The organism is Pseudoduganella lurida, assembly GCF_007830455.1.
Taxonomy (GTDB): domain Bacteria; phylum Pseudomonadota; class Gammaproteobacteria; order Burkholderiales; family Burkholderiaceae_D; genus Rugamonas; species Rugamonas lurida.
On record NZ_VLLB01000001.1, the window covers coordinates 1,084,658 to 1,109,240 of the forward strand.

The following is a 24,583-nucleotide window of genomic DNA, read 5'->3' on the forward strand; positions in this document are numbered from 1 at the left end:
AGCCGGTAGCCGGGACGCCGGTAGCCGAGCCGCCGGCCGCCGGGATTGACCGCCCGGCACGCGCGGCCTCGCGTCGGCCCCCTTGGCAAGCCGCGCAGGACGTGGCATCGTCACGCTTTGACCGGAAGTCGCTTTACTTTAATGTCCATCCATACACGACACAATATCCAGATCGCGGGCCGCGGCCCGGCAACCCTCGTCTTCGGCCACGGCTACGGTTGCGACCAGTCCATGTGGCGCGACCTGATCCCGGCCTTCGCGCGCCGCTATCGCCTCGTGACCTATGACCTGGTGGGCAGCGGCGGCTCGGACCTGGCCGCCTACGACCGGGACAAATACGCCACGCTGCACGGCCACGCCGACGATCTGCTGGAGATCATCGACGCCTGCGCCGACGGCCCGGTGGTCTTCATCGGCCACTCCGTCAGCGCGATGATCGGCCTGCTCGCCGCGAACAAGGCACCGCACCGTTTCATCGCGCAGGTGATGGTGGGGCCTTCGCCGTGCTATGTGAACGACGCGGACTACGTGGGCGGCTTCAATCGGGAGGATCTGGACGCGCTGCTGGCAGCGATGGACCGCGACTTCCTCGGCTGGACGCTGAAGATGGCGCCGATGATCATGGGCGCCCCCGACCGGCCGGAGCTGGCCGAGGACCTGGCGGACCGCATCCTCCGCAACGATCACGCGATTGCCCGCCACTTCGCCCGCGTGACCTTCCTGGCCGACCACCGCGCCGACCTGCCCGGCTGCCAGGTGCCAACATTGGTTGTGCAGTGCACGGACGACGTGCTCGTACCGCGCGAGGTCAGCCAGTACATGTACCGCCGGCTGCCGCGCGCCACGCTGCGCGTCATCGACAACGTGGGCCACTGCCCGCACGTGAGCGCGCCCAGCGACAGCTCGCTGCAGATCGAGCGCTTCCTGACCACCGTGCTGCGGTGACGCGCAGGAGAAACCCACGATCCGCCCATCAGGCGCTACCATGCAGCCCGATGACGCCCACCCGCACAGGAAGCACGCTTTGACGAGCAATCGAAACGCCGAGGCGTCGCCGCGCCGCCGCGCCCTGCTGGCGCTGGCCGCGGCAGCCGCGCTGCCCTTCCCCACCGCCCGCGCCGACGATGACGATCACGCGCACGCGCACGGCCGCACCGGTGCGCCTGCCGGCAAGGATGTGCTGACGGTGGTGGGTCCCTGGGAGCTGACGGGACTGGAACCTTCGCGCTCCGGCTACATGTTCGCCCGCATGGAGGTGGCCGAAACGCTGCTCGACGTGGACGACCGCGGCGGCCTGCGCGCCGGCCTTGCCTCCGCATGGCAGGCCTCCGCCGATGGCCTGCAGTGGCGCTTCACGCTGGCCCCGGGGCGGCGCTACCATGATGGCTCGCCCGTCACGCCTGCCAGCGTGGCCGCCTGCCTGCAGCGCGCGCATGCCCGGCCCGGCGTGCTGCGGCTAGCGGACGTGCGCGACATCGCGGCCAGCGGCATGGACATCGTCTTCCGGCTGGGCCGCCCGTTCGTGCCGCTGCCCTACCTGCTCACGCATTATTCGACCCAGATCCTGGCGCCCGCCTCGTTCGGCGCGCGCGGCAACGTGGCGGCGGTCATCGGCAGCGGACCGTTCCGCATCACCGCCCTCTCCCTGCCGCAGCAGTTCGATGTAGAGCGGGTGGCAGATGGCGGCACCTCCGGCGCGCGCGTCCGGCGCGCCCGCTACATCAGCGTGGCCCGCGCGGAGACCCGCACGCTGCTGGTGCGCAGCGGCCAGGCCGACCTGGCGTTCTCGCTCGATCCGCCCAGCATCCGCGCGCTGCGGAGCAACCCGAACGTGGCGCTGATGTCTGCCATGCTGCCCCGCACCACCTTCATCAAGCTCAATGCCGGCCATCCGCTGCTGGCCGATGTGCGCGTGCGGCAGGCGATCGCGCTGTGCGTGGAACGCCGCGGCATCGCCCGCGCTTTGCTGCGCGATCCGGGCCTGGGCGCAACGCAGCTGTTCCCCCGCTCGATGGCGGGTTGGCACGACAGCACGCTGCCACCGCTGCGCACCGATCCGGCCGCCGCACGCCGCCTGCTGGACCAGGCGGGCTGGCAGGTGGCCGCCGACGGCATCCGCCAGCGCGCCGGCGTGCGCATGGCACTGACGCTGACGACCTTCGTCGACCGTCCCGAGCTGCCGCTGATCGCCGCTGCGCTGCAGGAAGAGATGCGCCAGGTCGGCATCGCTGTGCGCGTGGTGGTCGGCAATTCCAGCGACATCCCCGCCGGCCACCGGAGCGGCACGCTGCAGATGGGGCTCGTGGCACGCAATTTCGGCAATGTGTCCGACCCGGTGGCCACGCTGCTGGACGACTTCGGGCCCGGCGGCGGCGACTGGGGCGCGATGGGCTGGCGCAATGCGCAGTCGAGCGGCGCGCTGGCCCGGCTGGCCGCCACGCAGGGCGATGCCGACTCGCGCCGTGCCGACCGCGCCACTGTGGCAGCCACGCTGCAGGCGGAACTGCCCGTGATCCCGGTGGTGTGGTACCGCCAGGTGTGCGCGGCCAGCCGCCGCATCGCCGGCGCCAGCATCGATCCGTTCGAACGCAGTTATCGCCTGTCGGCGGTGCGATGGGCCTGAAGAACGAGGTGGGTCTGAAGAACCAGATGGGCCTGAAGAACAATCTGCCGGCATGGCGCGGACTGGCACCCGCGCTGGCGCGCCGCCTGCTGCAGGCCGCGATGGTGGCGCTGCTGGTCGGCACGCTGTGCTTCTTCATGACGCGCCTGCTCCCCGGGGACATCGCCTACCGCATCGCGGCGGGCCGCTACGGCTACGACATGGTGACGGCGGCGGCGGCCGAAGCGGTGCGCATCGAACTGGGCCTGGACCGCCCGTGGTTTGCCGCGCTGGCCGACTGGTGGGGACGGCTGCTGCAGCTCGACCTGGGCATGTCGCAGGTGACGGGCGAGCCCGTGCTGATCGAGATCGCCCGGCAGCTCGGGCCCACGCTGCGCCTGTCCCTGCTGGCGATGGCCATGTCGCTGTGCGTCGGCCCCACGCTCGGCGTGCTGGCGGGGCTGCGTCCGGGCGGCCTGATCGACCGCCTCACGCTGGCCCTGTCGGTGGCGCTGCGCGCCATGCCGCCCTTCCTCCTGGGATTGATCCTCGTGCTGGTCTTCTCGGTGCAGCTGGGCGCGCTGCCCGCGGCCGGCCACGACGACCACGGCAGCATCATGCTGCCCGCCCTCACGCTGGCGCTGGGCATGGCGGCCGTCTCCTGCCGGGTGGCGCGCGACGCGATGGTGCAGGTGTCGGCATCGGCCTACTTCGCCTTCGCACTGACCAAGGGCCTGACACCGCGGCAGGCGCTCCTGCGGCACGGCGTGCGCAACGTGGCGGCACCGGTGACGGCCTACCTGGGCGTGCAGCTCGTCTACCTGATCGAGGGCGTGGTACTGGTGGAGACCATCTTTGCCTGGCCCGGCATCGGCCACGCGCTGGTGCACGCCATCTTCGGCCGCGACGTGCCGATGATCCAGGGCAGCGCGCTGGTACTCGGCCTGCTGTTCGTGCTGTTCAACGCGCTCGTCGACACGGCCTGCGCTTTCATCGACCCACGCCGCAAGCCATGAACCAGATGCCTTCCGCTCCTCTCGATCTGCCATACCACACGGAGGCGCGCTGGCGGCCCCGCGCGGGACAGATGGCCGGCATCGCCCTGCTGGTCCTCATCGCTGCGTTCGCGCTGTTCGGCCCCTGGCTGGTCGGCATCGATCCGGCACGCCAGCAGCTCGAGCGCTTCCTGGAAGTCCCCAGCCTGGCGCACCCGCTCGGCTTCGACCAGCTGGGCCGCAGCATGCTGGCCCGGCTGGCCCATGGCACGCAGCTGTCGCTGGCACTGGCGGCGATCAGCGTGCTGTCGGCAGCCATTCCCGGCACGCTGCTCGGCCTGCTGGCTGCCTGGTGGGGCGGCTGGCCGGAGCGCCTGCTGGCGGCGCTGGCCGATGCGGTACTCGCCCTCCCCGGCCTGCTCCTGGTGCTGCTGCTGGCCGCCTTCGCGCCGGGCGGCTTCTGGCCGCTGTACGTGGGCATTTCGCTGGCCCTGTGGGTGGAATATTTTCGCGTGGTGCGCGCCGCCAGCCGCATCCTGCTGGCCGGCCCGCAGGTCGAGGCGGCGCGCCTGCTCGGCTTCGGCGCAGCGTACATCGTGCGCCGCCACCTGCTGCCGGAGCTGCTGCCACGCCTGCTCACGCTGATGCGCTTCGGCTTTGCCGGCGCCGTGCTGGCCATGTCCGCGCTGGGCTTCGTGGGCGTGGGCCTGCAGCCGCCCACGCCGGAACTGGGCGTGATGATGATCGAGCTGCTGCCCTACTACGGCGAAGCCCCGTGGCTGGTGGGCGCGCCCGTGCTGGTGCTGTTCCTGACACTGCTCGGGCTGTTGCTGCTCCCCGCCGGAACGGAGACGGCATGAACACGCCGGCCCTGGCAGTCGAACGCCTGACCGTCTTCCATCGCGACCAGCCGCTGGTGCGCGACATCGCGTTGACCATTCCCGCCGGTGGCGTGCTCACGCTGCTGGGAGAGAGCGGCTCCGGCAAGTCGCTGCTGGCACAGGCCGTGATGGGCAACCTGCCCGCCGCGCTGCACTGCACGGGCAGCGTGCATGTCGGCGGCGAGCGCACCGACGCCGCCGACCAGCGCAGCCGCCACGCGGGCTGGGGACGCCGCGTGGCCCTGCTGCCGCAGGAACCGTGGCTGGCACTCGACCCGACCATGAAGGTGCGTCGCCAGGTCGCCGAGAGCTACCAGCTGGTCAACGCAACGCGGCCCCCGGCGGGTGCGGCAATGCAGCTCGCGGGGCGCGCCCTCGCCGGCCTGGGCCTGCAGGACGCGGCGGACAAATACCCGTTCATGCTCTCCGGCGGCATGGCGCAGCGCGTCGCCTTCCTGGCCACGCATGCCGCCGGCGCCCCGCTGCTGATCATCGACGAACCGACCAAGGGCCTGGACGCCGACCGGCGCGGCGAGGTGCTCGACCTGCTGCTGGCCGCGCGCGCGGAGGGCATGAGCCTGCTGTGCATCACGCACGACGTGTGGCTGGCGCGTGCCCTCGGCGGCCGGCTGGCGGTCATGCTGGAAGGCGCGATGGTCGAACAGGGCGATGCCGCGCAAGTGCTGGCCGCACCCGAGCACGCCTACACGCGACGCCTGCTCGCCGCGGAGCCGGCCCACTGGCCGCGGCGGCCCGCCCTGCATCGGCCGGCGCAGCGCAACGTGGTCTGCGTCGACGGTGTCGCCAAGGCGTTCGGCGACGAGCGCCTGTTCGACGGCGTGAGTGCGCGGTTCGGCGCCGGCGAGATCGTCGCCGTCAGCGGTCCGAGCGGATCGGGCAAGACCACCTTCGGCAATCTCGTGCTGGGCCTGCTGGCACCGGACCGCGGCAGCGTCACCCGTGCCGCCGGCCTCGCGCCCACCGCGTTCCAGAAGATCTACCAGGATCCCGCCGCGGCCTTTGCACCCCGCATCACCCTGCGCACCGCCCTGCGCGACCTGGTGCGCCTGCACCGGCTGGACTGGCAGGTGCTGGACGACCTGCTGGCGCGCATGCGCCTGTCCACGGCCCTGCTGGACCGCCTGCCGGGCCAGGTCTCGGGCGGCGAGCTGCAACGGATCGCGCTGGCCCGCGTGCTGCTGATGAAACCCGCGCTGATCTTCGCCGACGAGCCGACCTCGCGCCTCGATCCCGTCACGCAGCAGGAAGTGATCGCGCTGCTGGCCGAACAGGCCCGGGCCCATGACTGTGCGGTGATGCTGGTGACGCACGATGCGGACATCGCACACAGGATTGCCGACCGGCAGATCGCCCTGCTGAAGACCTGAGGGCACGGCGGTACCGCGCGGGGATGCCGCTCAGCCACGCCGCCAGGCGCCACCTTGCTGACCGCACGCAAGCGTGTGCCGCCGCACATTCGCGCGGGGTGAAAAAATGGAAGATACTGTTTATATGCTTTCGCCTGCCGAACGATGTCGTTCGGCAGGCAGGCACTGCAGACAGAGAATCCATCATGCATTCAACCGACCACGATTGCGTGGCTTCGTACCGCACGCTGAGCCGCCTGATCGGCTGGGCCGGGCTGCTGATGCCGGCCGTGGTCCGGGTCGGCGCGCTGCTGGCCGATGGCGTCGGCGCCACCGATTCGCTGAGCGCCTACTACTACACGAGCATGCGCGACATCTTTGTGTCGACCACGGTGCTGACGGGCGTTCTGCTGCTGTGCTACCGCACGGCGCATGTGCAGGACACGGTAGTGGCCACGCTGGCCGGCCTGGCCGCCATCGGGCTGGCGCTGTTTCCGATGGATCCCGTTTACGCGGCCGAGCTGCTGGCGCGTTATCCCGACCTCGGCACCGACCGCCATTACGCGGCGGGCGGCGCGCTGGGCTATCACCTGGCCTGCGCCGTCGCGTTCGCGGGGCTGTCGTTCTACCTGGTGTTCTTCCGCTTCGGCGCCGTAGTGTGCGATGACCGTCCCCGTGCGGCCGCGCGACGGCTGGCATACCGGCTGTGCGGCGCGATGATGCTGCTGTCGTTCGCGGCGATCGCCGTGCTGACGGTATTCGACCACGGCGCCTCGTACTTCTGGCCCGAGACCTGCGCGGTGAGCGCGCTGGCCGTGGCCTGGCTCGTCAAGGGCGAGGCCTTGCTGAAGGAGGCGGTACCGGCCGCGTGCGTCCCGGCCGCAGAGGACGCCACGCTGCACCTGCACTGAGCTGCCTGGCCGCCCCGCGTCCGTAGCAATCTGTTACAGCGCGCCGGTACACCGACTGCCGTCCCATTGCGTTATGGCATGAACAGCCCGGCGCACGTCGCGCCCGGCCAACGTATCCGATGGAGACACCATGAAGCGCCTGTTCACCGCCCTCGCCCTGCTGGCATCGTTCACCCACGTCGTCGCCGGCGAAATCTCGCTGTATTCGCGGCCCGATTTCCGCGGCAGCCCTTTCACCGTCCGCGGCGCCGCGCCCAACTTCGACGACCTGGGTTTCAACGATCGTGCCTCGTCGATCATCGTTCGCTCGGGCACCTGGGAAGTCTGCCAGCACAAGAATTTCGGCGGCCAGTGCACGGTGCTGACGCCGGGCGAGTATCCGACGCTGAGCCGCATGAACGACCAGATCTCGTCGGTGCGCGAAGTGGACCAGCGCCGCGGCCGCGGTGACTACGATGGGCGCGGTGATTATGACGGGCGCGATGGGGATCGCCGGGACCGCCGCGACCACCGTGGCGACGACGGGCGCGGTGCCCCCGTCGAACTGTTCACCGACCGCGATTTCGGCGGCCGCGCCATCCCTGTCGGCAACGACATCCGCACCCTGCGCTCACGCGACTTCAACGACCGCGCCACCTCGATGATCGTGCGCGAAGGCGAATGGCAGTTGTGCGAGCTCGACGATTTCGGCGGCCGCTGCATCGTCTACGCGCCAGGCCGCTATCCCTTCCTGCAGGGCATGCAGGACATGGCATCGTCGGTGCGCCGGCTGCGCTGATCGCGCACCATCCCGGTCACAGGTAGTCGACCTCTGAGGCATTGGCCGGGTATTCCTCGGCCAGCTCCCGCAAGCACTTCTGCATGATCAGGGCATCGCGGGGAAAGCGCTCCGCGAAGCCGTTCCAGCCGACCAGCTGCAGCCTGCGCGGCATGGGCACGAGACCGATGATCACATCCCAGAACGCATCCCAGTTCGGCCCGTACCAGTCGGGGAAATGCAGCGTTTGCGCGAGCAGCGCATGCAGGTCGCGCACGGTGGCGATGTTGGAAATGTCGAGGACGACGAGGTCTTGGCGGGTCATCGGCCGATTCTAGCATCGCCCGCCCGCCCGCCCGCACTCACTCCTCACTCACTCACCCACCTACTCACGCACGCCTGCCGTCAGACCGGCGCAGGCCGGTGCTCTGCCATCAGCCGTTCGATGTCTTCGCGGTGCGGCTGCGCTGGCTGCGCGCCCGCCTTCGTGCAGGCCAGCGCGGCCGCGGCCGAGGCGTGGTCCATCGCGCGATGCCGGTCCATGCCCTCGGCCGTCGCGGCGGCAAACACGCCGGCAAACGTGTCGCCCGCGCCGGTGGTATCGCACACCGGGACCCGGTACGCCGGCACAGTCAGCACCTTGCCATCGCCAGCGGCCAGCAGCGCCCCTTCACCACCCAACGTCACCAGCACTTCGATCGCATGCCGGCGCGCCAGCGCCAGTGCCGCCTCGCGCGGATCGCTCGCACCGTCCAGTGCTGCCAGCTCCCGGGCATTGACGATCAGGATGTCCAGTGCATCCAGGTCGGGAAGGCGGTCCGGCTGCAATGGCGATGCATTCAGGATCACCGTGCGGCCCATGGCCCTGGCACGGCGCGCGAGGGCCATCGTTTCGAACAGGTCCGTCTCCAGCTGCAGCAGCAGGCAGCGGCCGCCTGCAAGGTCGGCATCCGTGAGCTGTTGCGCCGTCGCGGCCAGGTTGGCGCCGGCGGCCACCACGATCGAGTTCTCGCCGCCGCCATCGACGAGGATCACCGCGATGCCGGTGGCCGCGCCGGCGATCGGGACGACGCCGGCCGTATCGACGCCGGCCGCCACCACGCAGCCCAGCGCCGTCGCGGCAAACGCGTCGTCGCCGGTGGCACCGAACAGGCGCACCGGCACGCCGAAGCAGCGCGCCGCATGCGCCTGGTTGGCGCCCTTGCCGCCCGCGCAGACATGGGCCTGGCCGCCCAGCACCGTCTCGCCCGGCAGCGGCAGGCGCGCCGTGCCGACGGCGATATCGACGTTGATCGAGCCGAAAACGTTGATCATGCGTGGCTCCCCGGCGCGTGACTCCCCACCATGACGCGGGTGGCACATGGCATTCCTTTGCAGGCCGGCTGCGGCCCGACTCCAACGTTCGACATGCATGCTCCCGGTGAGATCTCGTCTGGCTGCAGGTTAGCACGCTGATGGATCACGGCAATGGCCTGCCCGCGCGCGATTCCTTGCCGGTGCGCGCAGCGGGGCTTTCCGCTGCTACTGTTCGCCGAACGCCTCCGCCACCAGCGCGCGCAGCCAGCGGTTGCCGTCGTCCTGGTTGTAGCGGCGGTGCCAGAACATGTTCGTCTGCAGCGGCGCCAGGCGCAGGGGCGACTTCACGTAGGCCAGCCCGAACGGCGCGGCGGTGCGCTCGGCCAGCTTGAGCGGCACCGTCACCACCAGGTCCGTCGTGCCCACGATGTAGGGTGCGGCGGCGAAGTGCGGCACCGAAAAACTGGCGGCGGCCAGGATGCCGGCCTTCTGCAGCGCCACGTTGATGCGGTCGTAGGGACTGTCCGGCGTCGTCACGACCAGGTGCTGCGCCGCGCCGAACCGCTTCAGGGTGAGCGGGCCGCTGGCCAGCGGATGGCCGGCGCGGAAGAGTGCCACGTAGTGCTGGCGGAACAGGCGGCGCTGGTACAGGGCGCCGGGCGCATCGTCGAACGCGCCGATCGCCAGGTCCACCCGGCCCCCTTCCATGTCGGTACGGAGCGACTCCTGCGTCACGCGCACCGCGGCGATCCGCACGCCGGGCGCCGCGGCGCCACAGAGCGCCACCAGGCGGGGCATGAAGTAGGTCTCTCCCACGTCCGTCATGGCGACCGTGAAGCGGCGCCGGCTGGTGGCGGGATCGAAGGCGGGCGGCGCCGCCAGCGCCCCTTCCAGCTGGGCCAGCGCGGCGGCGACCGGCTCGGCCATCCGCTCGGCAAACGGGGTCGGCTGCATGCCCGCCGCGGTGCGTACGAACAGCTCGTCCCCCAGCGCACGCCGCAGCCGCGCCAGCGCATTGCTGACGGCCGACTGCGTCAGCCCCAGCCCGCGCGCGGCCGCCGAGATCTGCCGTTCCCCGTGCACGGCCTGGAACACCAGCAGCAGGTTCAGGTCCAGCTCATGCAGTCCCATGGCAACAGCCCCCTCTATTTACATTGTAAATACTTTCCATTTTGGTATTTATATCGCGTAAGCGGGCTGCGTGCACTACATTTCACCCAGGAGACAAAAACCACGGAGACACCATGGACCAGCCACGCGGCTACCAGTCCGGCTTCGGCAACGAGTTCGCCACTGAAGCCATCGCGGGCGCGCTGCCTGCGCACCGCAATTCGCCGCAGCGCGCGCCGCTCGGCCTGTATGCCGAACAGTTGTCCGGCACCGCCTTCACCGCGCCGCGCGCGCACAACCGCCGCAGCTGGCTGTACCGCATCCGCCCCGGCGCGATGCACGAGCCTTTCACGCAGATCGCCAATGGCCGCATGATCAGCCGCTTCGACGACGTGGCAGTGCCGCCGAACCAGCTGCGCTGGGATCCGCTGCCACTGCCGGATGCCCCCACGGACTTCCTCGACGGCTGGGTGACGATGGCCGGCAATGCGGCATGCGCGATCCACCTGTACGCCGCCAACCGCGACATGGATGGCCGCTATTTCTACAATGCGGATGGCGAGCTCCTGGTCGTGCCGCAGCAGGGCCGCCTGCGCATCGCCACCGAACTGGGCGTCCTCGATGTCGAGCCGCAGGAAATCGCCGTCATCCCGCGCGGCATGCGCTTCCAGGTCGCACTGCCGGACGGCGCGGCGCGCGGCTACCTGTGCGAGAACTCCGGCGCGCTGCTGCGCCTGCCCGACCTGGGCCCGATCGGCTCGAACGGCCTGGCCAATCCGCGCGACTTCCTCACGCCGCATGCGGCCTACGAAGACCTGGAAGGCGACTTCGAACTGGTCGCGAAATTCGCGGGCAACCTGTGGCGCGCGCGCATCGGCCATTCGCCGCTCGATGTCGTGGCCTGGCACGGCAACTACGCCCCGTACAAGTACGACCTGCGCCACTTCAACGCCATCGGCTCGATCAGCTACGACCATCCGGATCCGTCGATCTTCCTGGTGCTGCAGGCGCATTCCGACACGCCTGGCGTCGACACGCTGGACTTCGTGATCTTCCCGCCCCGCTGGCTGGCGGCGGAAGACACGTTCCGGCCGCCCTGGTTCCACCGCAACGTGGCAAGCGAATTCATGGGCCTGATCCACGGCCAGTACGATGCCAAGTCGGCCGGCTTCCGTCCCGGCGGCGCCAGCCTGCACAACTGCATGAGCGGCCACGGCCCGGACGCGGCCACGTTCGACAAGGCCAGCAGCGCCGACACCACGCTGCCGCACAAGATCGCCGACACGATGGCGTTCATGTTCGAGACGCGCGACATCCTTCGCCCCACCGCCCGGGCGCTTGCCTCGCCACTGCTCCAGCCGGCTTACTACCAGTGCTGGCAGGGCTTCCACAAACACTTCCAGGAACCGCAGCCATGAGCCGCCAGACCAGCCCCGCGCTGAACGAAACCCACGACCCGAAGCTCGCGAGCTGGGTCGCTTCGGCCAATGTGCCCGACACCGACTTCCCGATCCAGAACCTGCCGTTCGCCCTGTTCCGCCGGCGCGGTACCGGGGAAGCCTGGCGCGGCGGCGTGGCGATCGGCGACCGGATCGTCGACCTGTCGGCACTGGGCAGCCTGGCCGATGCGTGGGACGATGCTTGGGACGATGCGGCGCGCCACGCGGTCGCCCTCGCATCCCGCGACAGCCTGAACGCGCTGATGGCCGCAGGGCCGGCAGCCTGGTCGGCGCTGCGCCTGGCCCTGTCGCGCATGCTGCGCAGCGAGGCGCCCGCGCGCCCGGAGTGTCTCGTGCCGCAGGCCGATGCCGAATACGCCGTGCCGGCCACGATCGGCGACTACACGGACTTCTATACGTCGATTCACCATGCGACGGCGGTCGGCAAGCTGTTCCGGCCGGATAATCCGCTGCTGCCGAACTACAAATGGGTGCCGATCGGCTATCACGGCCGCTCGTCGACGATCGGCGTGTCCGGCCAGGCGTTCCACCGCCCGCTCGGACAGACGCGGGCTGCCGGCGTGGAAGGTGCGCCGTCGTTCGGTCCCGCGCAACGTCTCGACTTCGAACTGGAAGTGGGCATCTTCATCGGCACCGGCAATGCGTCCGGCGCACCGATCGCGGCGGCGGATGCGGAGCGGCATGTGTTCGGCCTGTGCCTGCTGAACGACTGGTCCGCGCGCGACCTGCAGGCCTGGGAATACCAGCCGCTCGGCCCCTTCCTGTCGAAGAATTTCGCCACCACGATCTCGCCCTGGATCGTCACGCTCGAAGCGCTGGCGCCCTACCGCGCGGCGTGGCAGCGCGACGCGGCCGATCCGCAGCCGTTGCCCTACCTCGACTACCCGGCGCTGCGCGCGTGCGGCGGCTTCGACATCGCACTGGAAGTGAGCCTGCAGACGGCATCCATGCAGCGCGACGGCATGCCGCCCGCCACCCTGGCCCGGTCGAACTTCCGTCATTCGTACTGGAGCGTGGCGCAGCTGGTGGCGCACCACACCGTGAACGGCTGCGCGCTGCGGCCCGGCGACCTGCTGGGCTCCGGCACGCAGTCCGGACCGGATGAGGCGGAAGCGGGTTCGCTGCTGGAACTGAGCGCGGGCGGCAAGCAGCCCGTCGCGCTGCCGGGCGGCGAAGCGCGCGTGTTCCTGGCCGACGGCGACAAAGTCGTGCTGCGCGGCTGGACCAGCCGTCCCGGCCTGCCCCGCATCGGCTTCGGCGAAGCGGCCGGCACCGTCCTGCCGGCCCGGTGAGCGCGATGAAGCTGCACACCTACTTCCGCAGCTCGGCCGCCTACCGCGTGCGCATCGCCCTGCACCTGAAGGGATTGACGGCCGAGCAGATTCCCGTCCACCTGCTGAACCACGGCGGCGAGCAGCTCGGCGAAGCCTTCGGCGCATTGAATCCCCAGCACCTGCTGCCGGTGCTGGAGGACGGCGACCTGGTGCTGACGCAGTCGGTGGCGATCGTCGAATACCTCGACGAACTGCATCCGGCGGTGCCGCTACTGCCGCTTGACGCCGCCGGCCGCGCGCGCGTGCGGTCCCTTGCGCTGGCGATCGCCTGCGACATCCACCCGCTGAACAACCTGCGCGTGCTGAAGTACCTGGAAAAGGAACTGCACATCACGCCGGAGCAGAAGTCCGCGTGGTACCGCCACTGGGTCGGGACGGGACTGGCGGCGCTGGAGACGCGGCTGGCGCAGGACGCGGCGACGGGCGCGTTCTGCCACGGCGACGCGCCGACATTGGCCGACTGCTGCCTGGTGCCCCAGCTGTACAACGCGCGGCGTTTCGGCTGCGATCTGGCACTCTATCCCACGCTGGAGCGCATCGCCGCGGCATGTGAAGCGCTGCCGGCGTTCGCGGCGGCCAGGCCCGAGGCGCAGGCGGACGCCCAATAGCGTCAGGCGGGCAGCATCGTCAGTCCCGCCGGCCGGTGCGGTGCCGAGGCACGTGCCGCTCGTTCGTCGTGAAATGCACGATGCAGATTATGCTGCGCGCCCATCCGAGGGCGACGCATTCCCAAGATATGCCGCAAGGTCAGAACGTGTGCCGCAACCCCAGGTTCCATCCCGTGCTGCCGCTGCCGGACTCGGTGTTGTTGCCGATGGTGTAGCCGGCGCCGTTGCGGTTCTTCACGTGGCCGTAGGCGCCGTAGATGCCGCTGCGTTTCGACAGCATGTACAGGTAGGCGATGCCGATCGCGCTGGCATCCTGGTCGAAGGCGGTGCGGTCGTCCTTGTGCATCATGGAGAACATCAGGTTGCCGGGACCGATGGGTGCCTGGAAGCCCAGCAGCGCTTCGCGGCCGTCCGTCGAGGGCGTCGGCTTCGTGCCGCCATAGGGATTGTTCGCGTTCGGCAGCGGCGCGCTGTTGTAGCCCTGGTCGATGCCGTAGCCGGCATGCAGCTTGATCCACTTGAGGTCATAGCTGGCGCCGACCAGCGTGTTCCTTCCCGCGCCATGCAGCACCGCCGCCGCGTCGGGCGTGGCGGCGATATCCGCATTCTTGTTGTTGTAGGCGACCCGCAGCGCCAGCGGCCCAGCCGTGTAGCCGATGGCGCCGCCGTACTGGCGTCCCGCCGAGGATCCCGCCTGTTCGCCGGCGCTGTACGACAGTTCGGCATCCACGCCGCGCGTGGCCGGCATCGTGTAGGTGATCGTATTGCTGGTGCGGACATTGGTGCCCGAGTCGGGGAAGATGTTCCCCGCCCGGCCCGCGTAGCCGGTGGCGAACGGATCGACCACCTTGACCATCATGTTGTGGTACGGCGTGAACTGGCGGCCCAGCGCCACCGTGCCGAAGCCGCCCTTCAGGCCCACGAAGGCCTGCCGGTTGAACAGCGTGTTGGCCGAATCGAGTTCACCGGTATCGATCTTGGTGCCCGTCTCCAGCGTGAAGATGGCCGACAGGCCGTTGCCCAGGTCTTCCGTGCCGCGAAAGCCGATGCGCGAGGTGGCCGCGGCACCGCTGGTGACCTTGGCGACCGTGCCGCCCGCGCCGCCGCTTTCGCTGACGAGGGCGGCATCGGCGATGCCGTAGAGGGTGACCGATGTCTGGGCATGCGCGGCGGCGCTGCCGAGGACGAGGATCAGGGCGCGGGTCTTCTTCATGATGGTCTCCGTTGTTTTTGATGTGCGTGGCCCGGCCGGCGGCAGGAAGCTGCCGCCAGCGGAGCACACGCGAGGTAAAGATGGATCGCCGGACGGCGGATCAGGACTTGGCGGCCTTGTCGTCAGCGATCACCGGCTCGACGATCGTGCACAGGATCAGCAGGCATACCAGCGCGCTGCAGCCCATGTAGGTGAAGACGGCGCTCCAGCTGTAGGCGTCGAGCAGCATGCCGGCGGCCAGCGGCGCGCACGCACCGCCCACCTGCCCCACCGAGTTGATGATGCCGAACGAGACGGGATAGACGGACTTGCTGGCCAGCCCCATCGGATACACGGCATAGCCGCCGAAGCCGGCGCTGACGATGAAGCCGGCCAGGAACAGCGTGAAGCCCAGGTAGACGGAATTGTCCGGCGCATTGACGAGTGCCAGCATCATGAAGATCGTGCCGAAGGCGCTCAGCATCATCAGCGGCTTGCGGCGCTTGCCCAGCAGGCGGTCGGAGATCAGGCCGCCGATCAGGTTGCCCAGCACGGCGCCCAGGAACGGCGCCGAGGCCAGGAAGCCCATCTTGATCGACGTGAAGCCCTTCACCTCCACGAGATACGTGGGAATCCACGACATGAAGATGTTGGTGATGCCGATCATGCAGCCATAGCCGATTGCCGCGCCCAGCACGTTCCACGACGTGAACACATGCCGCAGCGTGCTCAGTTGCGGCACCTTGCGGGTGCGGATCACTTTATCCAGCCAGCCCAGGTTGTCGCTGCGCTGCAGCGGCGAGGCCTTGGCCGGTTCCACCACCAGGCCCACTTCGGTGCGGATGTACTCGCGTTCCGCCTTCGAGCAGAACTTGCTCTCTTCCGGCGTGTTGGTGACCGTGACGAGCCACAGCACTGACAGCAGGATGCCGGGGATGGCGAACACGTAGAAGATCTCGCGCCAGCCCCAGATCTCGATCACGACGACGCACAGCGACGGCACGATCAGCGGGCCGAGCTTGGATGCCGTCAGCCACAGGCCCGTGGCCGTGGCCTTTTCGTGGGCGGGGAACCAGCGGTTGATGATGTTGGTGCAGCCGATGCCCAGCGGGCCTTCGGAAATGCCCAGGCCCACGCGGTACAGCTTGAGCAGGAAGACCGACGACGTGGTGCCCATCAGCCCCGTGAAGACGGAGGTGAGGATCATGAAGACCGGGAACAGCTTGCCCGTGACCCTGTCGCTCAGCCGCTTGTACAGCAGGCCGGCGGGGATCTGTACCACGCCGTAGGCAAACGAGAACAGGCTGATGATCATGCCCGCTTCGGTATTGCTGATGCCGTATTCCTTCTTCATGAACGGCAGGGCGATGCCCAGGTTGGCGCGGTCGGCACAGGCGATCGCCCAGATCACGAAGATCAGGCCCAGTACCACCCAGCGGAAGCTGCCCCGTTTTGCCGATGCCGTCGTCGCCATGCCGGCGCCATTGCTCCTGTTTTCCTGCACTGCTTTGACCTGATTCATTGGTAATGTCCTTATTATGGTCTTGCCGCGCAGCTGTCTCCCGCTGCGCTTCATTGCTGGAACCTGTACCGCTGTGGATGGTCAGGTAGTGAGGCTCATTTCCGGACGCCCACCGGCCAGCGCCTGTGCCAGGCTGGCCAGCACCATCTCGCCCATCGCGGTGCGCGTTTCGACGGTGGCGCTGGCGCGGTGCGCCTGCAGCACCACGTTGTCCATCGCCCGCAGCGGCGCCGGGACATGGGGCTCGTCGACGAAGACATCCAGCCCCGCGCCGGCGATCCGGCCTTCCTGCAGCGCAACCACCAGGTCCGGCTCGTTCACCAGCTTGCCGCGTGCGATGTTGACCACGAAGCCGTCCTTCCCGAGGGCGTCGAACACGGCCGCATCGATGATGCCTTCGGCCTTGTCGGCGGCGGCGGCCAGCACCAGCGCATCGCTGCCGCGCGCCAGGTCGACCGGATTGTCCAGGAACGGATACGGCAGGTCGTCCATCCGTTTCAGGTCGGTGTAGCTGATCGGGCAGCCGAAGGCCGCGGCACGCGCGGCCACGGCGCGGCCGACGCGACCCATGCCGACGATCCCCACGCGCATGCCGCTGAAGCGTCGCGACAGCGGGATGGCGCCCGGGTTCGGGTTCTGCGCCCACAGGCCCGCGCGCACGATGCGATCGCCGGCGCTGATGCCGCGGCAGGTGTCGATCAGCAGGCCGATGGCCAAGTCGGCGACATCCTCGGTCAGCGCGCCGAAGGTGGCGGTGACGGCGATGCCGCGCTGGCGGGCGTAGGCCAGGTCGACGGCATCGGTGCCGACGCCGTTGATCGCCACCACCTGCAGGTTCGGCAGCTGCGCCATCAGCTCGTTGCTGATGCCCGTGTGGCCGCCGGAGATCACGCCGCGGATACTGGCTCCCATCTCGCGGAGGAAGGTGGCCTTGTCGTCCTGTTCGAACAGGCGGTGCACGGTGTAGAGGTCGGCGAGCCGCTCGCTCACCGAGGGAATCAGGATGGGGCTCAACTGCAAAATACCAGGCTTCATGGGTGTCCTTTGTTATCGCCGGCGATGGCGGATTCGTCGCTGCGGCTCTGCGTCGCCGCACGCTCGAGCCGAGGCTCGATCTGGTGCCGATGATAGGAGGCCGCGGTGATGCCGGTCCAATGCGTTTCGTCAATTATGTGATACCTTAATTGAATCACGTTATTGCAGAGCTCGTGTCACCTCCTGGGGTCAGGCGTCGTGACACGAACTGTGCAGTAGCGTGCAAGTGGCTGATTTCCCGTACCGATGAACGGTACGGATGAGTCCGTGTCACTACGCCTGACACCAGGGTGGGACACGGACTCAGCCGTAGCCATCGGGCCTGCTCGCCAACGGGGGATCGGGTGGCACAGCCTTCGGTTAGTTGCAGATATTGAAGGGAGAAACGATGTTCGATCTGAAGCAACTGCGCTGCTTCGTCACCGTGGCCACGGAACTCAACTTCCGGCGCGCGGCGGAGCGCCTGAACATGACGCAGCCGCCACTGACGCGGCAGATCCAGCTGCTGGAGCACGAACTGGGTGTGCAGCTCCTCGAACGCACCAAGCACTCGGTGCGTCCGACAACGGCCGGCCAGGTCTTCCTGGTCGACGCGGTGCGCCTGCTGAACCTGGCCGAGCAGGCCGCGACCACCGCGCGCCGCGCCAGCAAGGGTGAGACGGGTCGGGTGCGCGTGGCCTTCACGGGTGCGGCGGGCCACGAGATCGTGCCGAACCTGCTGGCCGCCGCGAAACGGGCGCTGCCCGACATCGACATCGTCGTGCACGAACTCGTGTCGGCCGCGCAGATCGCCGCCTTTGCCGCCGACTCCATCGACCTCGGCATCATGCGCCCGCTCGGGTCGCGGCAGAAGCTGGAGTCCTTCCTGATCGATGTCGAACCGCTGATCGTCGCCCTGCCCGCCGGCCATCCGCTGGCCGTGGACGACCGCATCGACCTGGCCAGCCTGCACCGCCAGCCCTTCATCATGCACTCGCCTGACGACGGCAAGTACTTCCATGACCGCGTGATGAACCTGTTCTGGTCCGCCAAGGTGATGCCGGAATTCGTGCAGTACATCGACCAGACGCCCACCATCCTGTCGATGGTGCGTGCCGGCCTGGGCATGGGCATCGTGCCCGCCTCCGCGCAGCGCTTCAAGTTCGACAACGTGGTATTCCGGCCCATCCGGCATGGCGACGTGGCGGCCGAGATGATCATGGCCTGGCGCCCGGACCAGTGTGTGCCGGCCGTAACGGCCCTCCGGGTCATGGCGCAGGCGCATTTTGCACAGTCCGGCGCGTGATGGCAGACGGTGGCCAGGACGCAAAAAGCACTGCACATCCAAAATACTAATTGCTTTAAAGAATCTTTGCTGTTACGCTGACTGCATCGTCCGGCATTGCCCCAACCTCGCCCCGTCCGATTCGCAGCGCCCCATCGCGCTTCCGATACCGCTGCTACCCAGCCGGTATCCCACGACGACCCACGCGAGTACGGCAATGCACATCACCATCACATCGAATCCCGCTTTCATCAACGTCACCTGGTCGTCCGACAAGGCCGGCATCTGCGCCCTGCCCGCCGAACACGCGCCCGGCCTACTGCAGCCCTTGACGGGCGTGACACTGGACGAATGGCTCGTTGCCGCCCACCCGCAGGACGGCGCCGCGGTTGCCTGCCAGGTGGCCCGGGCCATGCGCGAGCGCCGGCCGTTCCGGCATGGCCTGCGCATCGCCTGCCTCGATGGCCGCACGCGCCATGTGCTGCTCACCGGCCTGCCGGCGCCGCACGGCTACACGGGCGCGCTGGTGGACGTGACCGAGCAGCACGAAACGCTCGATGCCGCCACCGGCAGCGCCGCGGGGCAGCGCCTGATCGTCGAGAACACCAGCGACCTGATCGCGCACTGCGGGCCGGACGGCCGCTACGTGCACGTGTCGCCCTCCTACACCCGCCTGCTGGGCTGGAAGGCCGAGGAGCTGGTCGGCCGCAGCGTCGTGGAGTTCCTGCATCCGGACGATCGCGACAACGCGCGCCAGGGCCTGATGATGGTCATGAACGGCATCAACCTGAACCGCGTGATGGAAGTGCGCAAGCGCGATGCGCACGGCGCCTACATCACGCTCGGCACGAAGGCCAGCGCCGTCACCGATCCCGTTACCGGCGCCAACCTGGGCGCGGTGCTGGTCTCGCGCGACGTGTCGCTGGAACTGGCCATGCGCCAGCAGCTGCACGACATGGCGGAGGAAAAGGTCGCGCTGGTCGAGAGCATCGACGACGGCTTCTTCTCCGTGAACGCGAACTGGGAGATCACCTACGCCAATACGCAGGCCGCCGCATTCGTGGGCATCAGCCGCGAGGAAGCCATCGGCGAAGTGGTGTGGGACATCACGCCCGGCCTGGCCGAGTCGGAAGTCGGCGCCCACCTGCGCGAGGCGATGGCGCGGCGCGAGAGCATCAGCTTCGAGAGCTTCTACGCTCCGCTGGGCATCTGGGTCGCCGAACGGATCTACGCCTACAAGGACGGCCTGTCGGTCTTCTTCCACGACATCACGGAACGCAAGCTGGCCGAGGCGCAGCTGGAGCAGCTGGCCACCCACGACAGCCTGACCGGGCTGCCCAACCGCGCCTGGATCAACCGGCGCGTGGACACGATGCTGGCGCAGCCGGCCGGCGCCAGCCACACCACCGTGTTCTTCATCGACCTGAACCGCTTCAAGGAAGTCAACGATTCGCTGGGCCACGCGGCCGGCGACGTGCTGCTGCGCCAGGTGGCGGCGCGCCTGCAGTCCTGCATGCGCCCCGGCGACGTGGTGGCGCGGCAAGGTGGCGACGAATTCGTCGTGGCTGCCAGCTGCACGGGCCGCGAGGCGGCATCGGCGATCGCCCAGCGCCTGCTGCAGGCACTCGACGCGCCGTTCGTGGCGGACGGCCTGGAGATGCGCGTGGGCGCGTCGATCGGCATCAGCCTGTCGGATGCCGGCGTGGCGTCCCAGCTGCTGTTCCAGAAGGCCGATACGGCCATGTACAAGGCGAAGGCCCTGGGCGGCGCCGGCTACCAGTTCTTCGAACCGGAGATGTGCACGGGCGCCAAGCGCCGCCTGCAGCTGGAGGCCGGCCTGCACCGCGCGCTGGAACAGCGCCAGTTCGAACTGGTGTTCCAGCCCCGCGTGGACCTGGGCACCCTGCGCGTGCGCGGCATCGAGGCGCTGCTGCGCTGGAACCACCCGGAGCTGGGGCGCATCTCGCCGCTCGAATTCATTCCGCTGGCCGAGGAGCGCGGCCACATCGAGGCGATCGGCCGCTGGGTGCTGCACGAAGCCTGCCGGACGGCCAGCCAGCTCAATGCCCGCCATGGCCTGGCGCTGACGGTGTCGGTCAACGTGTCCGCGCGCCAGCTGCGCTCCTCCGCGCTGGTGGACGAAGTGCTGGCCGCGCTGGCCGGCTCCGGCCTGTCGCCGCGCCTGCTGGAACTGGAGATCACGGAAAGCGCGCTGATCGAGGACATGGCGCAGTCCGAGCAGATCCTGCACCGGCTGAAGGCGGCCGGCGTGCGCCTGGCGCTGGACGATTTCGGCACCGGCTATTCCAGCCTGTCCTACCTGAAGCGCTTCCCGGTCGACGTGCTGAAACTGGACCGCTCCTTCATCGGCCAGGACGGCGCGGACCTGCAGTTCGTGGGCGCACTGATCGCCATGGCGCATGCGCTGGGCCTGTCGGTGGTGGCGGAAGGGATCGAAACGCCAGCCGTGATGCGCTCGCTACAGCGCGGCGCCTGCGACGAGGGCCAGGGCTACCTGTTCGCCCGGCCGCTGCCGCTGGGGGATCTGGAAGGCTACCTGGCCGGCGCTGCGGCGGTCATGGAGCTCGCTGCCGCGTAACGGCACGGCGAACGCCACCTCTTCCGAGGCGACCCGGCATCATGCAGCTAGCGTGATGGCAGGCGCCGGACAACGCTGGACGTGCGATCCATCCTCCGCCGGCAAGGCGGTGGCAGTTCGTTGGCGAAGCGCGCCCTGTCTTCACCAGGCCGCACGCATCGAAGAACCAGCGACGCCCCGATGGTCCTGCCGGCACGCGCGGCCGGGCTGCCCTGTCGATGGAGAGGGCCGCGGCTACGGCGCAACACCAGGCACTTATCACACGCCTGCGGCCGCTCGCCGCTCTCGTCCCGGAGGCATTGCAGTAGAATAATTCGACCGCCGGTATCGCAGGGACGATGACCGGAAGGCGAACATCTACGGCACCTCATCTGGAGAACACGCGTGGGCAGCCATCTACGGGAACCGTCGCTTCGGGTGATCGCCTTCTGCGTCATGACCCTGGTTTGCCGCTTCGCGCTGGCCGCCATGCCGGTGACGGTCACGTATGCCGAGCAGGCCGTCAAGCTGTCGCGCGGCACGGCGATGTATAGCGCCGGCCGCGGCGCCGTCCTGCTGCCGAACGACCTGCTGATGTCGGACGCCAGTACCGTGCTGCTCGACGCGGGCGGCGCCACCGTCGCCGTCGGCCCCGCATCCGCGCTGTTCGTACGGGACGGCGAACTGGTGCTCCTCGCTGGCTGGCTGAAAGTCGACGGCGGCGCCGCGCGCGCCCTGCCGCTGGCCACCGGCGGCCTGCAGTTCGACGGCGCCGGCAGCGCCGCCACGCTGCACGCCACGCCGGGCACCGCCGAGCTGTTTGCCGAATCGGCCGCGATCGCGGTGCTGCCGCTGCCTGCCAACAAGCTGTCGCGCCGCACCACCATTCCACGCGAGCAGTTCGGCGTCCGCACCGGCGCCCGGCCGTTGCAGGTGATTGCACGACCGCCTGCCGCGTTCCTGGCCGGCATGCCGCGCACCTTTCTCGATCCGCTCGTTGCCGTCCCCGTCAAGGGGCCGGCCGCGCCGCCCCGGCGCGAGCGCGCGGCGACGCTGGCCGAACTGGCGCCACTGCTCGCCGACCACCCCGCCCTGCGCCAGCAGATGCGCGCGCGCTTCCACCCGCCCAGGGACCGTGCAGCGAAGCCTTCTCCACTTCCCCGATAACCGTCGCGAGGCCGCCATGAAACTGTCGATCGCCGCCAAATTCAATATCGTCTTCCTGACCGTGTTCGGCATCGGCTTCGGCGCCGCGGTGGGCGTGACCGATTACCTGCTGAAGGAAAACGCCCGCGAGGAGACGCTGCAAAGCGCGCGCGTGCTGATGCAGTCGGCGCTGGCCGCGCGCAGCTACACTTCGGCGCAGATCGTGCCGCTGCTGGCAACGCGCCTGAAGTACGAATTCCTGCCCCAGTCGATTCCCTCGTTTGCCGCCACCGAACAGCTGGCCCAGCTGCTCCGGCAGTATCCGGATTTCAGCTACAAGGAAGCCACCCTCAATCCCACCAACCTGCGCGACCGGGCCGCCGACTGGGAGGCCGACCTGGTGAACACGCTGCGCGCCAGGCCCGCGCTGACGGAACTGGTGGGCCAGCGCGATACGGCGATCGGCCCGGCCCTGTACGTGGCACGGCCCCTGCAGATCAAGGATGCCGCCTGCCTGCGCTGCCACAGCGTGCCCGATGCGGCGCCCCGCACCATGCTCGACCTCTACGGGCGCAACAACGGCTTCGGCTGGAAGCACATGGAGATCATCGGCGCCCAGGTGGTATCGGTACCGATGGCGGTGCCGCTGCGGCGGGCCAGCGCCATGCTCGGGACGTACATGCTGTCGATGCTGGTCATCTTCGTGGTGCTGTTCATCGCGCTGAACATCATGGTGCACTTCTTCGTCACGCGCCGCATCACCCGCATGTCCCGCCTGGCCGACCAGGTCAGCCTGGGCGAGTTCAATGCCGAGGCCTTCGAGGTGAAAGGGAGCGACGAACTGTCCGCGCTGGCCCGGGCGTTCGCCCGCATGCGCGCCAGCCTGGCCTCGGCGATGAAGATGCTGGAAGAACCGGCGCCATGACCGCGCAGCTCGGCAAATACCGGATCGACGGCATCCTGGGCAAGGGCGCCATGGGCGTGGTGTACAAGGCCTTCGACCCGTGGATCGAGCGCGCTGTCGCCCTCAAGACGATCCGCAAGGAGCTGTTCGGGGAGGGCCAGCAGGCCGACCTGATCGACCGTTTCAAGAACGAAGCCCAGGCGGCCGGCCGGCTGCAGCACCCGAACATCGTGATGGTGTTCGACTACGGCGAGGATGCGGAGTCGGCCTACATCGCCATGGAATTCGTCGAGGGCACGCCACTGGACGCGTTGATGACGCCGGGCCGGCCCACCGCCCTGCCGCGCGTGCTGGCCTGGATGGGCGACCTGCTGCAGGGGCTGGACTATGCCCACTCGCGCGGCGTGGTGCACCGCGACATCAAGCCGGCCAACCTGCTCGTCACGCCCGGCGCGCAGCTCAAGATCGGCGACTTCGGCATCGCCCGCATCGAATCGTCGACGCTCACGCAGGCCGGCGCCATGGTCGGCACGCCCAGCTACATGTCGCCCGAGCAGTTCCAGGGCGACCCGGTCGATGGCCGGGCCGACGTGTTCTCGGCCGGGATCGTGCTGTACCAGCTGCTGACCGGCACGCGCCCCTTTGCCGGTTCGGCAGCAACCGTGATGCAGGCCATCCTCAACGCGCAGCCGGCGCCGCCGTCGCAGGTGCTGCCCGCGCTCGGCACGCGCTTCGACCACGTGGTGGCCACGGCGCTGGCCAAGGCGCCGGCCGATCGCCATCCGTCGGCACGGGCGTTCCACCAGGCGCTGCTCGCCGCAGTGCAGGATCATGCGGCCACGGCGGGGACGGCCACCCCGGCCGATGCCGACCGCACCGTGCTGGCCGCCGGCCTGCCACCGCCGGCGCCGGTACGCGCAGCGGCGCCGGCGGACGCGGACCACAGTGGTAGCAACGGCGGCGGAAGCAGCCGCGGCGGCAGAAGCGGTCGCAGCAGCGGAAGCAGTAGCGGAAGCAGTAGCGGAAGCAGTAGCGGAAGTAGTAGCGGAAGCACTAGCGGAAGCAGTAGCGGCTCCGCGACCATGACGCCGTGGAAGGTGGAAGCCTTTCCTGCCGTGGAAGCGCTGCTGGCGCGGCAGATCGGGCCGGTGGCCAGGTTCCTGATCAGGAGAGTCGCCGGGCAGGCCGATGGCCTCGACCAGCTGGGCGAGCTGCTGCTGCCCCACATCCCGTCCGACGTGGGGCGCGTACAATTCCAGCATGGGCTGGTAGAGTTGAAGCACCGGCTGCTGGCCAGCGGCACCGGTGCGGGCCTGCCGGCTGCGCCAACCCTGTCCGGATCGGCCGGTAGCAGAAGTAGCAGCAGTAACAGAAGTAGCGCCAGTGGCAGCATGGCCGCGAGCCCGCCGGCGAACCGCATGCCGGCGACGTTCGATGCCGCCTGGGCTGACGCCATGGCCGTGCAGCTCGTCGCGCTGATCGGCCCGATCGGCCGCATCGTCGCGAAACGGGCCCTGCAGCAGACGGACGACAAGGCCGCTTTCCTGGCACTGCTGGCCAGCCATATCGACGACCCCGGGGAAAGGACGCGCTTCCTGCAGCAAGCCTATGCATGAAACCG

21 protein-coding genes are annotated in these 24,583 nt (G+C 69.1%); 15 read left to right on the forward strand and 6 right to left on the reverse strand.

Annotated elements, in window-relative coordinates; translation table 11 throughout:
* The first annotated feature begins 141 nt into the window (after positions 1 to 141).
* The 7 genes from IP91_RS04625 (at position 142) to IP91_RS25940 (ending at position 7,534) form a co-directional block, all read left to right on the forward strand.
* A complete protein-coding gene (locus tag IP91_RS04625) occupies positions 142 to 945 on the forward strand; it encodes an alpha/beta fold hydrolase (RefSeq protein ID WP_145647562.1) in 804 nt (267 codons plus the stop codon).
* Between the two features lie 79 nt (positions 946 to 1,024).
* Positions 1,025 to 2,623 carry an ABC transporter substrate-binding protein gene (locus tag IP91_RS04630; RefSeq protein ID WP_229473879.1) on the forward strand — a complete coding sequence of 533 codons (1,599 nt, stop codon included), beginning with the start codon at positions 1,025 to 1,027 and terminating at the stop codon, positions 2,621 to 2,623.
* Positions 2,624 to 2,649: 26 nt separating this feature from the next.
* On the forward strand, positions 2,650 to 3,618 hold the full coding sequence (locus tag IP91_RS04635; protein ID WP_145648029.1) for an ABC transporter permease: 969 nt from the start codon (positions 2,650 to 2,652) through the stop codon (positions 3,616 to 3,618).
* A 5-nt stretch (positions 3,619 to 3,623) separates the two neighbouring features.
* Positions 3,624 to 4,457 carry an ABC transporter permease gene (locus IP91_RS04640; protein ID WP_229473989.1) on the forward strand — a complete coding sequence of 278 codons (834 nt, stop codon included), beginning with the start codon at positions 3,624 to 3,626 and terminating at the stop codon, positions 4,455 to 4,457.
* Positions 4,454 to 5,866: an ABC transporter ATP-binding protein gene (locus tag IP91_RS04645; protein ID WP_145647565.1), complete on the forward strand. Its 1,413-nt coding sequence runs from the start codon at positions 4,454 to 4,456 to the stop codon at positions 5,864 to 5,866. The genes IP91_RS04640 and IP91_RS04645 overlap by 4 nt, the downstream gene beginning before the upstream one ends.
* 185 nt (positions 5,867 to 6,051) lie before the next feature.
* Positions 6,052 to 6,756 carry a DUF998 domain-containing protein gene (locus IP91_RS04650; RefSeq protein ID WP_145647566.1) on the forward strand — a complete coding sequence of 235 codons (705 nt, stop codon included), beginning with the start codon at positions 6,052 to 6,054 and terminating at the stop codon, positions 6,754 to 6,756.
* 130 nt (positions 6,757 to 6,886) lie between these two features.
* Positions 6,887 to 7,534, forward strand: a complete 648-nt coding sequence (locus IP91_RS25940; protein ID WP_158643083.1) for a beta/gamma crystallin family protein — start codon at positions 6,887 to 6,889, stop codon at positions 7,532 to 7,534.
* 16 nt (positions 7,535 to 7,550) lie between these two features.
* Here the strand turns inward: IP91_RS25940 and IP91_RS04660 are convergent, their stop codons facing one another.
* From IP91_RS04660 to IP91_RS04670, 3 genes are all read right to left on the reverse strand, one after another.
* Complete coding sequence (locus IP91_RS04660; protein ID WP_145647567.1) at positions 7,551 to 7,838, reverse strand: barstar family protein; 288 nt, start codon at positions 7,836 to 7,838, stop codon at positions 7,551 to 7,553.
* An 80-nt stretch (positions 7,839 to 7,918) separates the two neighbouring features.
* Positions 7,919 to 8,827 (reverse strand): ribokinase, encoded by a 909-nt coding sequence (locus IP91_RS04665; RefSeq protein ID WP_158643084.1) that lies wholly within the window; start codon positions 8,825 to 8,827, stop codon positions 7,919 to 7,921.
* 207 nt (positions 8,828 to 9,034) lie between these two features.
* Complete coding sequence (locus tag IP91_RS04670; protein WP_145647569.1) at positions 9,035 to 9,940, reverse strand: LysR family transcriptional regulator; 906 nt, start codon at positions 9,938 to 9,940, stop codon at positions 9,035 to 9,037.
* Positions 9,941 to 10,053: 113 nt separating this feature from the next.
* Between IP91_RS04670 and hmgA the strand changes: the two genes are divergently transcribed.
* Genes hmgA through maiA form a run of 3 tightly spaced genes read left to right on the forward strand, consistent with a single transcriptional unit; the run spans position 10,054 to position 13,321 of the window.
* Positions 10,054 to 11,337, forward strand: coding sequence for a homogentisate 1,2-dioxygenase (gene hmgA / locus IP91_RS04675; protein ID WP_145647570.1), 1,284 nt, complete (start codon positions 10,054 to 10,056; stop codon positions 11,335 to 11,337).
* Positions 11,334 to 12,671: a fumarylacetoacetase gene (fahA, locus tag IP91_RS04680; RefSeq protein ID WP_145647571.1), complete on the forward strand. Its 1,338-nt coding sequence runs from the start codon at positions 11,334 to 11,336 to the stop codon at positions 12,669 to 12,671. The genes hmgA and fahA overlap by 4 nt, the downstream gene beginning before the upstream one ends.
* A 5-nt stretch (positions 12,672 to 12,676) precedes the next feature.
* A complete protein-coding gene (maiA, locus tag IP91_RS04685) occupies positions 12,677 to 13,321 on the forward strand; it encodes a maleylacetoacetate isomerase (RefSeq protein ID WP_145647572.1) in 645 nt (214 codons plus the stop codon).
* A 139-nt stretch (positions 13,322 to 13,460) separates the two neighbouring features.
* On the opposite strand, the gene IP91_RS04690 is transcribed toward maiA, so the two are convergent.
* The 3 genes from IP91_RS04690 to IP91_RS04700 all read right to left on the reverse strand — a co-directional run bounded on the left by IP91_RS04690 (position 13,461) and on the right by IP91_RS04700 (position 17,070).
* A complete protein-coding gene (locus IP91_RS04690; protein ID WP_145647573.1) occupies positions 13,461 to 14,534 on the reverse strand; it encodes a porin in 1,074 nt (357 codons plus the stop codon).
* A gap of 100 nt (positions 14,535 to 14,634) precedes the next feature.
* On the reverse strand, positions 14,635 to 16,035 hold the full coding sequence (locus IP91_RS04695) for an MFS transporter (RefSeq protein WP_371860584.1): 1,401 nt from the start codon (positions 16,033 to 16,035) through the stop codon (positions 14,635 to 14,637).
* Positions 16,036 to 16,116: 81 nt separating this feature from the next.
* Complete coding sequence (locus IP91_RS04700) at positions 16,117 to 17,070, reverse strand: 2-hydroxyacid dehydrogenase (RefSeq protein ID WP_145647574.1); 954 nt, start codon at positions 17,068 to 17,070, stop codon at positions 16,117 to 16,119.
* Between the two features lie 388 nt (positions 17,071 to 17,458).
* On the opposite strand from IP91_RS04700, the gene IP91_RS04705 reads away from it, so the two are divergent.
* From IP91_RS04705 to IP91_RS26165, 5 genes are all read left to right on the forward strand, one after another.
* Positions 17,459 to 18,355, forward strand: coding sequence for a LysR family transcriptional regulator (locus tag IP91_RS04705; protein ID WP_145647575.1), 897 nt, complete (start codon positions 17,459 to 17,461; stop codon positions 18,353 to 18,355).
* A 196-nt stretch (positions 18,356 to 18,551) separates the two neighbouring features.
* On the forward strand, positions 18,552 to 20,933 hold the full coding sequence (locus IP91_RS04710; protein ID WP_145647576.1) for an EAL domain-containing protein: 2,382 nt from the start codon (positions 18,552 to 18,554) through the stop codon (positions 20,931 to 20,933).
* A 435-nt stretch (positions 20,934 to 21,368) separates the two neighbouring features.
* On the forward strand, positions 21,369 to 22,079 hold the full coding sequence (locus tag IP91_RS04715; protein ID WP_145647577.1) for a hypothetical protein: 711 nt from the start codon (positions 21,369 to 21,371) through the stop codon (positions 22,077 to 22,079).
* A gap of 16 nt (positions 22,080 to 22,095) precedes the next feature.
* Entirely contained in the window at positions 22,096 to 22,983 is an 888-nt protein-coding gene (locus IP91_RS04720) for a Tll0287-like domain-containing protein (protein WP_145647578.1), read from the forward strand.
* Positions 22,980 to 24,578 (forward strand): serine/threonine-protein kinase, encoded by a 1,599-nt coding sequence (locus tag IP91_RS26165; protein WP_199754483.1) that lies wholly within the window; start codon positions 22,980 to 22,982, stop codon positions 24,576 to 24,578. Before IP91_RS04720 ends, IP91_RS26165 begins: the two co-directional genes overlap by 4 nt.
* Positions 24,579 to 24,583 lie beyond the last annotated feature (5 nt).

Bases quoted from the DNA above. Each gene is read 5' to 3' on its own strand.
- IP91_RS04695 (WP_371860584.1), bottom strand. From the start codon at position 16,035: ATGAATCAGGTCAAAGCAGTGCAGGAAAACAGGAGCAATGGCGCCGGC.
- IP91_RS25940 (WP_158643083.1), top strand. From the start codon at position 6,887: ATGAAGCGCCTGTTCACCGCCCTCGCCCTGCTGGCATCGTTCACCCAC.
- IP91_RS04625 (WP_145647562.1), top strand. From the start codon at position 142: ATGTCCATCCATACACGACACAATATCCAGATCGCGGGCCGCGGCCCG.
- IP91_RS04720 (WP_145647578.1), top strand. From the start codon at position 22,096: ATGAAACTGTCGATCGCCGCCAAATTCAATATCGTCTTCCTGACCGTG.
- IP91_RS04660 (WP_145647567.1), bottom strand. From the start codon at position 7,838: ATGACCCGCCAAGACCTCGTCGTCCTCGACATTTCCAACATCGCCACC.
- IP91_RS04710 (WP_145647576.1), top strand. From the start codon at position 18,552: ATGCACATCACCATCACATCGAATCCCGCTTTCATCAACGTCACCTGG.
- IP91_RS04640 (WP_229473989.1), top strand. From the start codon at position 3,624: ATGCCTTCCGCTCCTCTCGATCTGCCATACCACACGGAGGCGCGCTGG.
- fahA (WP_145647571.1), top strand. From the start codon at position 11,334: ATGAGCCGCCAGACCAGCCCCGCGCTGAACGAAACCCACGACCCGAAG.
- IP91_RS04665 (WP_158643084.1), bottom strand. From the start codon at position 8,827: ATGATCAACGTTTTCGGCTCGATCAACGTCGATATCGCCGTCGGCACG.
- IP91_RS04715 (WP_145647577.1), top strand. From the start codon at position 21,369: ATGACCCTGGTTTGCCGCTTCGCGCTGGCCGCCATGCCGGTGACGGTC.
- IP91_RS04635 (WP_145648029.1), top strand. From the start codon at position 2,650: ATGGGCCTGAAGAACAATCTGCCGGCATGGCGCGGACTGGCACCCGCG.
- IP91_RS04650 (WP_145647566.1), top strand. From the start codon at position 6,052: ATGCATTCAACCGACCACGATTGCGTGGCTTCGTACCGCACGCTGAGC.
- IP91_RS04645 (WP_145647565.1), top strand. From the start codon at position 4,454: ATGAACACGCCGGCCCTGGCAGTCGAACGCCTGACCGTCTTCCATCGC.
- hmgA (WP_145647570.1), top strand. From the start codon at position 10,054: ATGGACCAGCCACGCGGCTACCAGTCCGGCTTCGGCAACGAGTTCGCC.
- IP91_RS04700 (WP_145647574.1), bottom strand. From the start codon at position 17,070: ATGAAGCCTGGTATTTTGCAGTTGAGCCCCATCCTGATTCCCTCGGTG.
- IP91_RS04690 (WP_145647573.1), bottom strand. From the start codon at position 14,534: ATGAAGAAGACCCGCGCCCTGATCCTCGTCCTCGGCAGCGCCGCCGCG.
- IP91_RS26165 (WP_199754483.1), top strand. From the start codon at position 22,980: ATGACCGCGCAGCTCGGCAAATACCGGATCGACGGCATCCTGGGCAAG.
- IP91_RS04705 (WP_145647575.1), top strand. From the start codon at position 17,459: ATGTTCGATCTGAAGCAACTGCGCTGCTTCGTCACCGTGGCCACGGAA.
- IP91_RS04670 (WP_145647569.1), bottom strand. From the start codon at position 9,940: ATGGGACTGCATGAGCTGGACCTGAACCTGCTGCTGGTGTTCCAGGCC.
- maiA (WP_145647572.1), top strand. From the start codon at position 12,677: ATGAAGCTGCACACCTACTTCCGCAGCTCGGCCGCCTACCGCGTGCGC.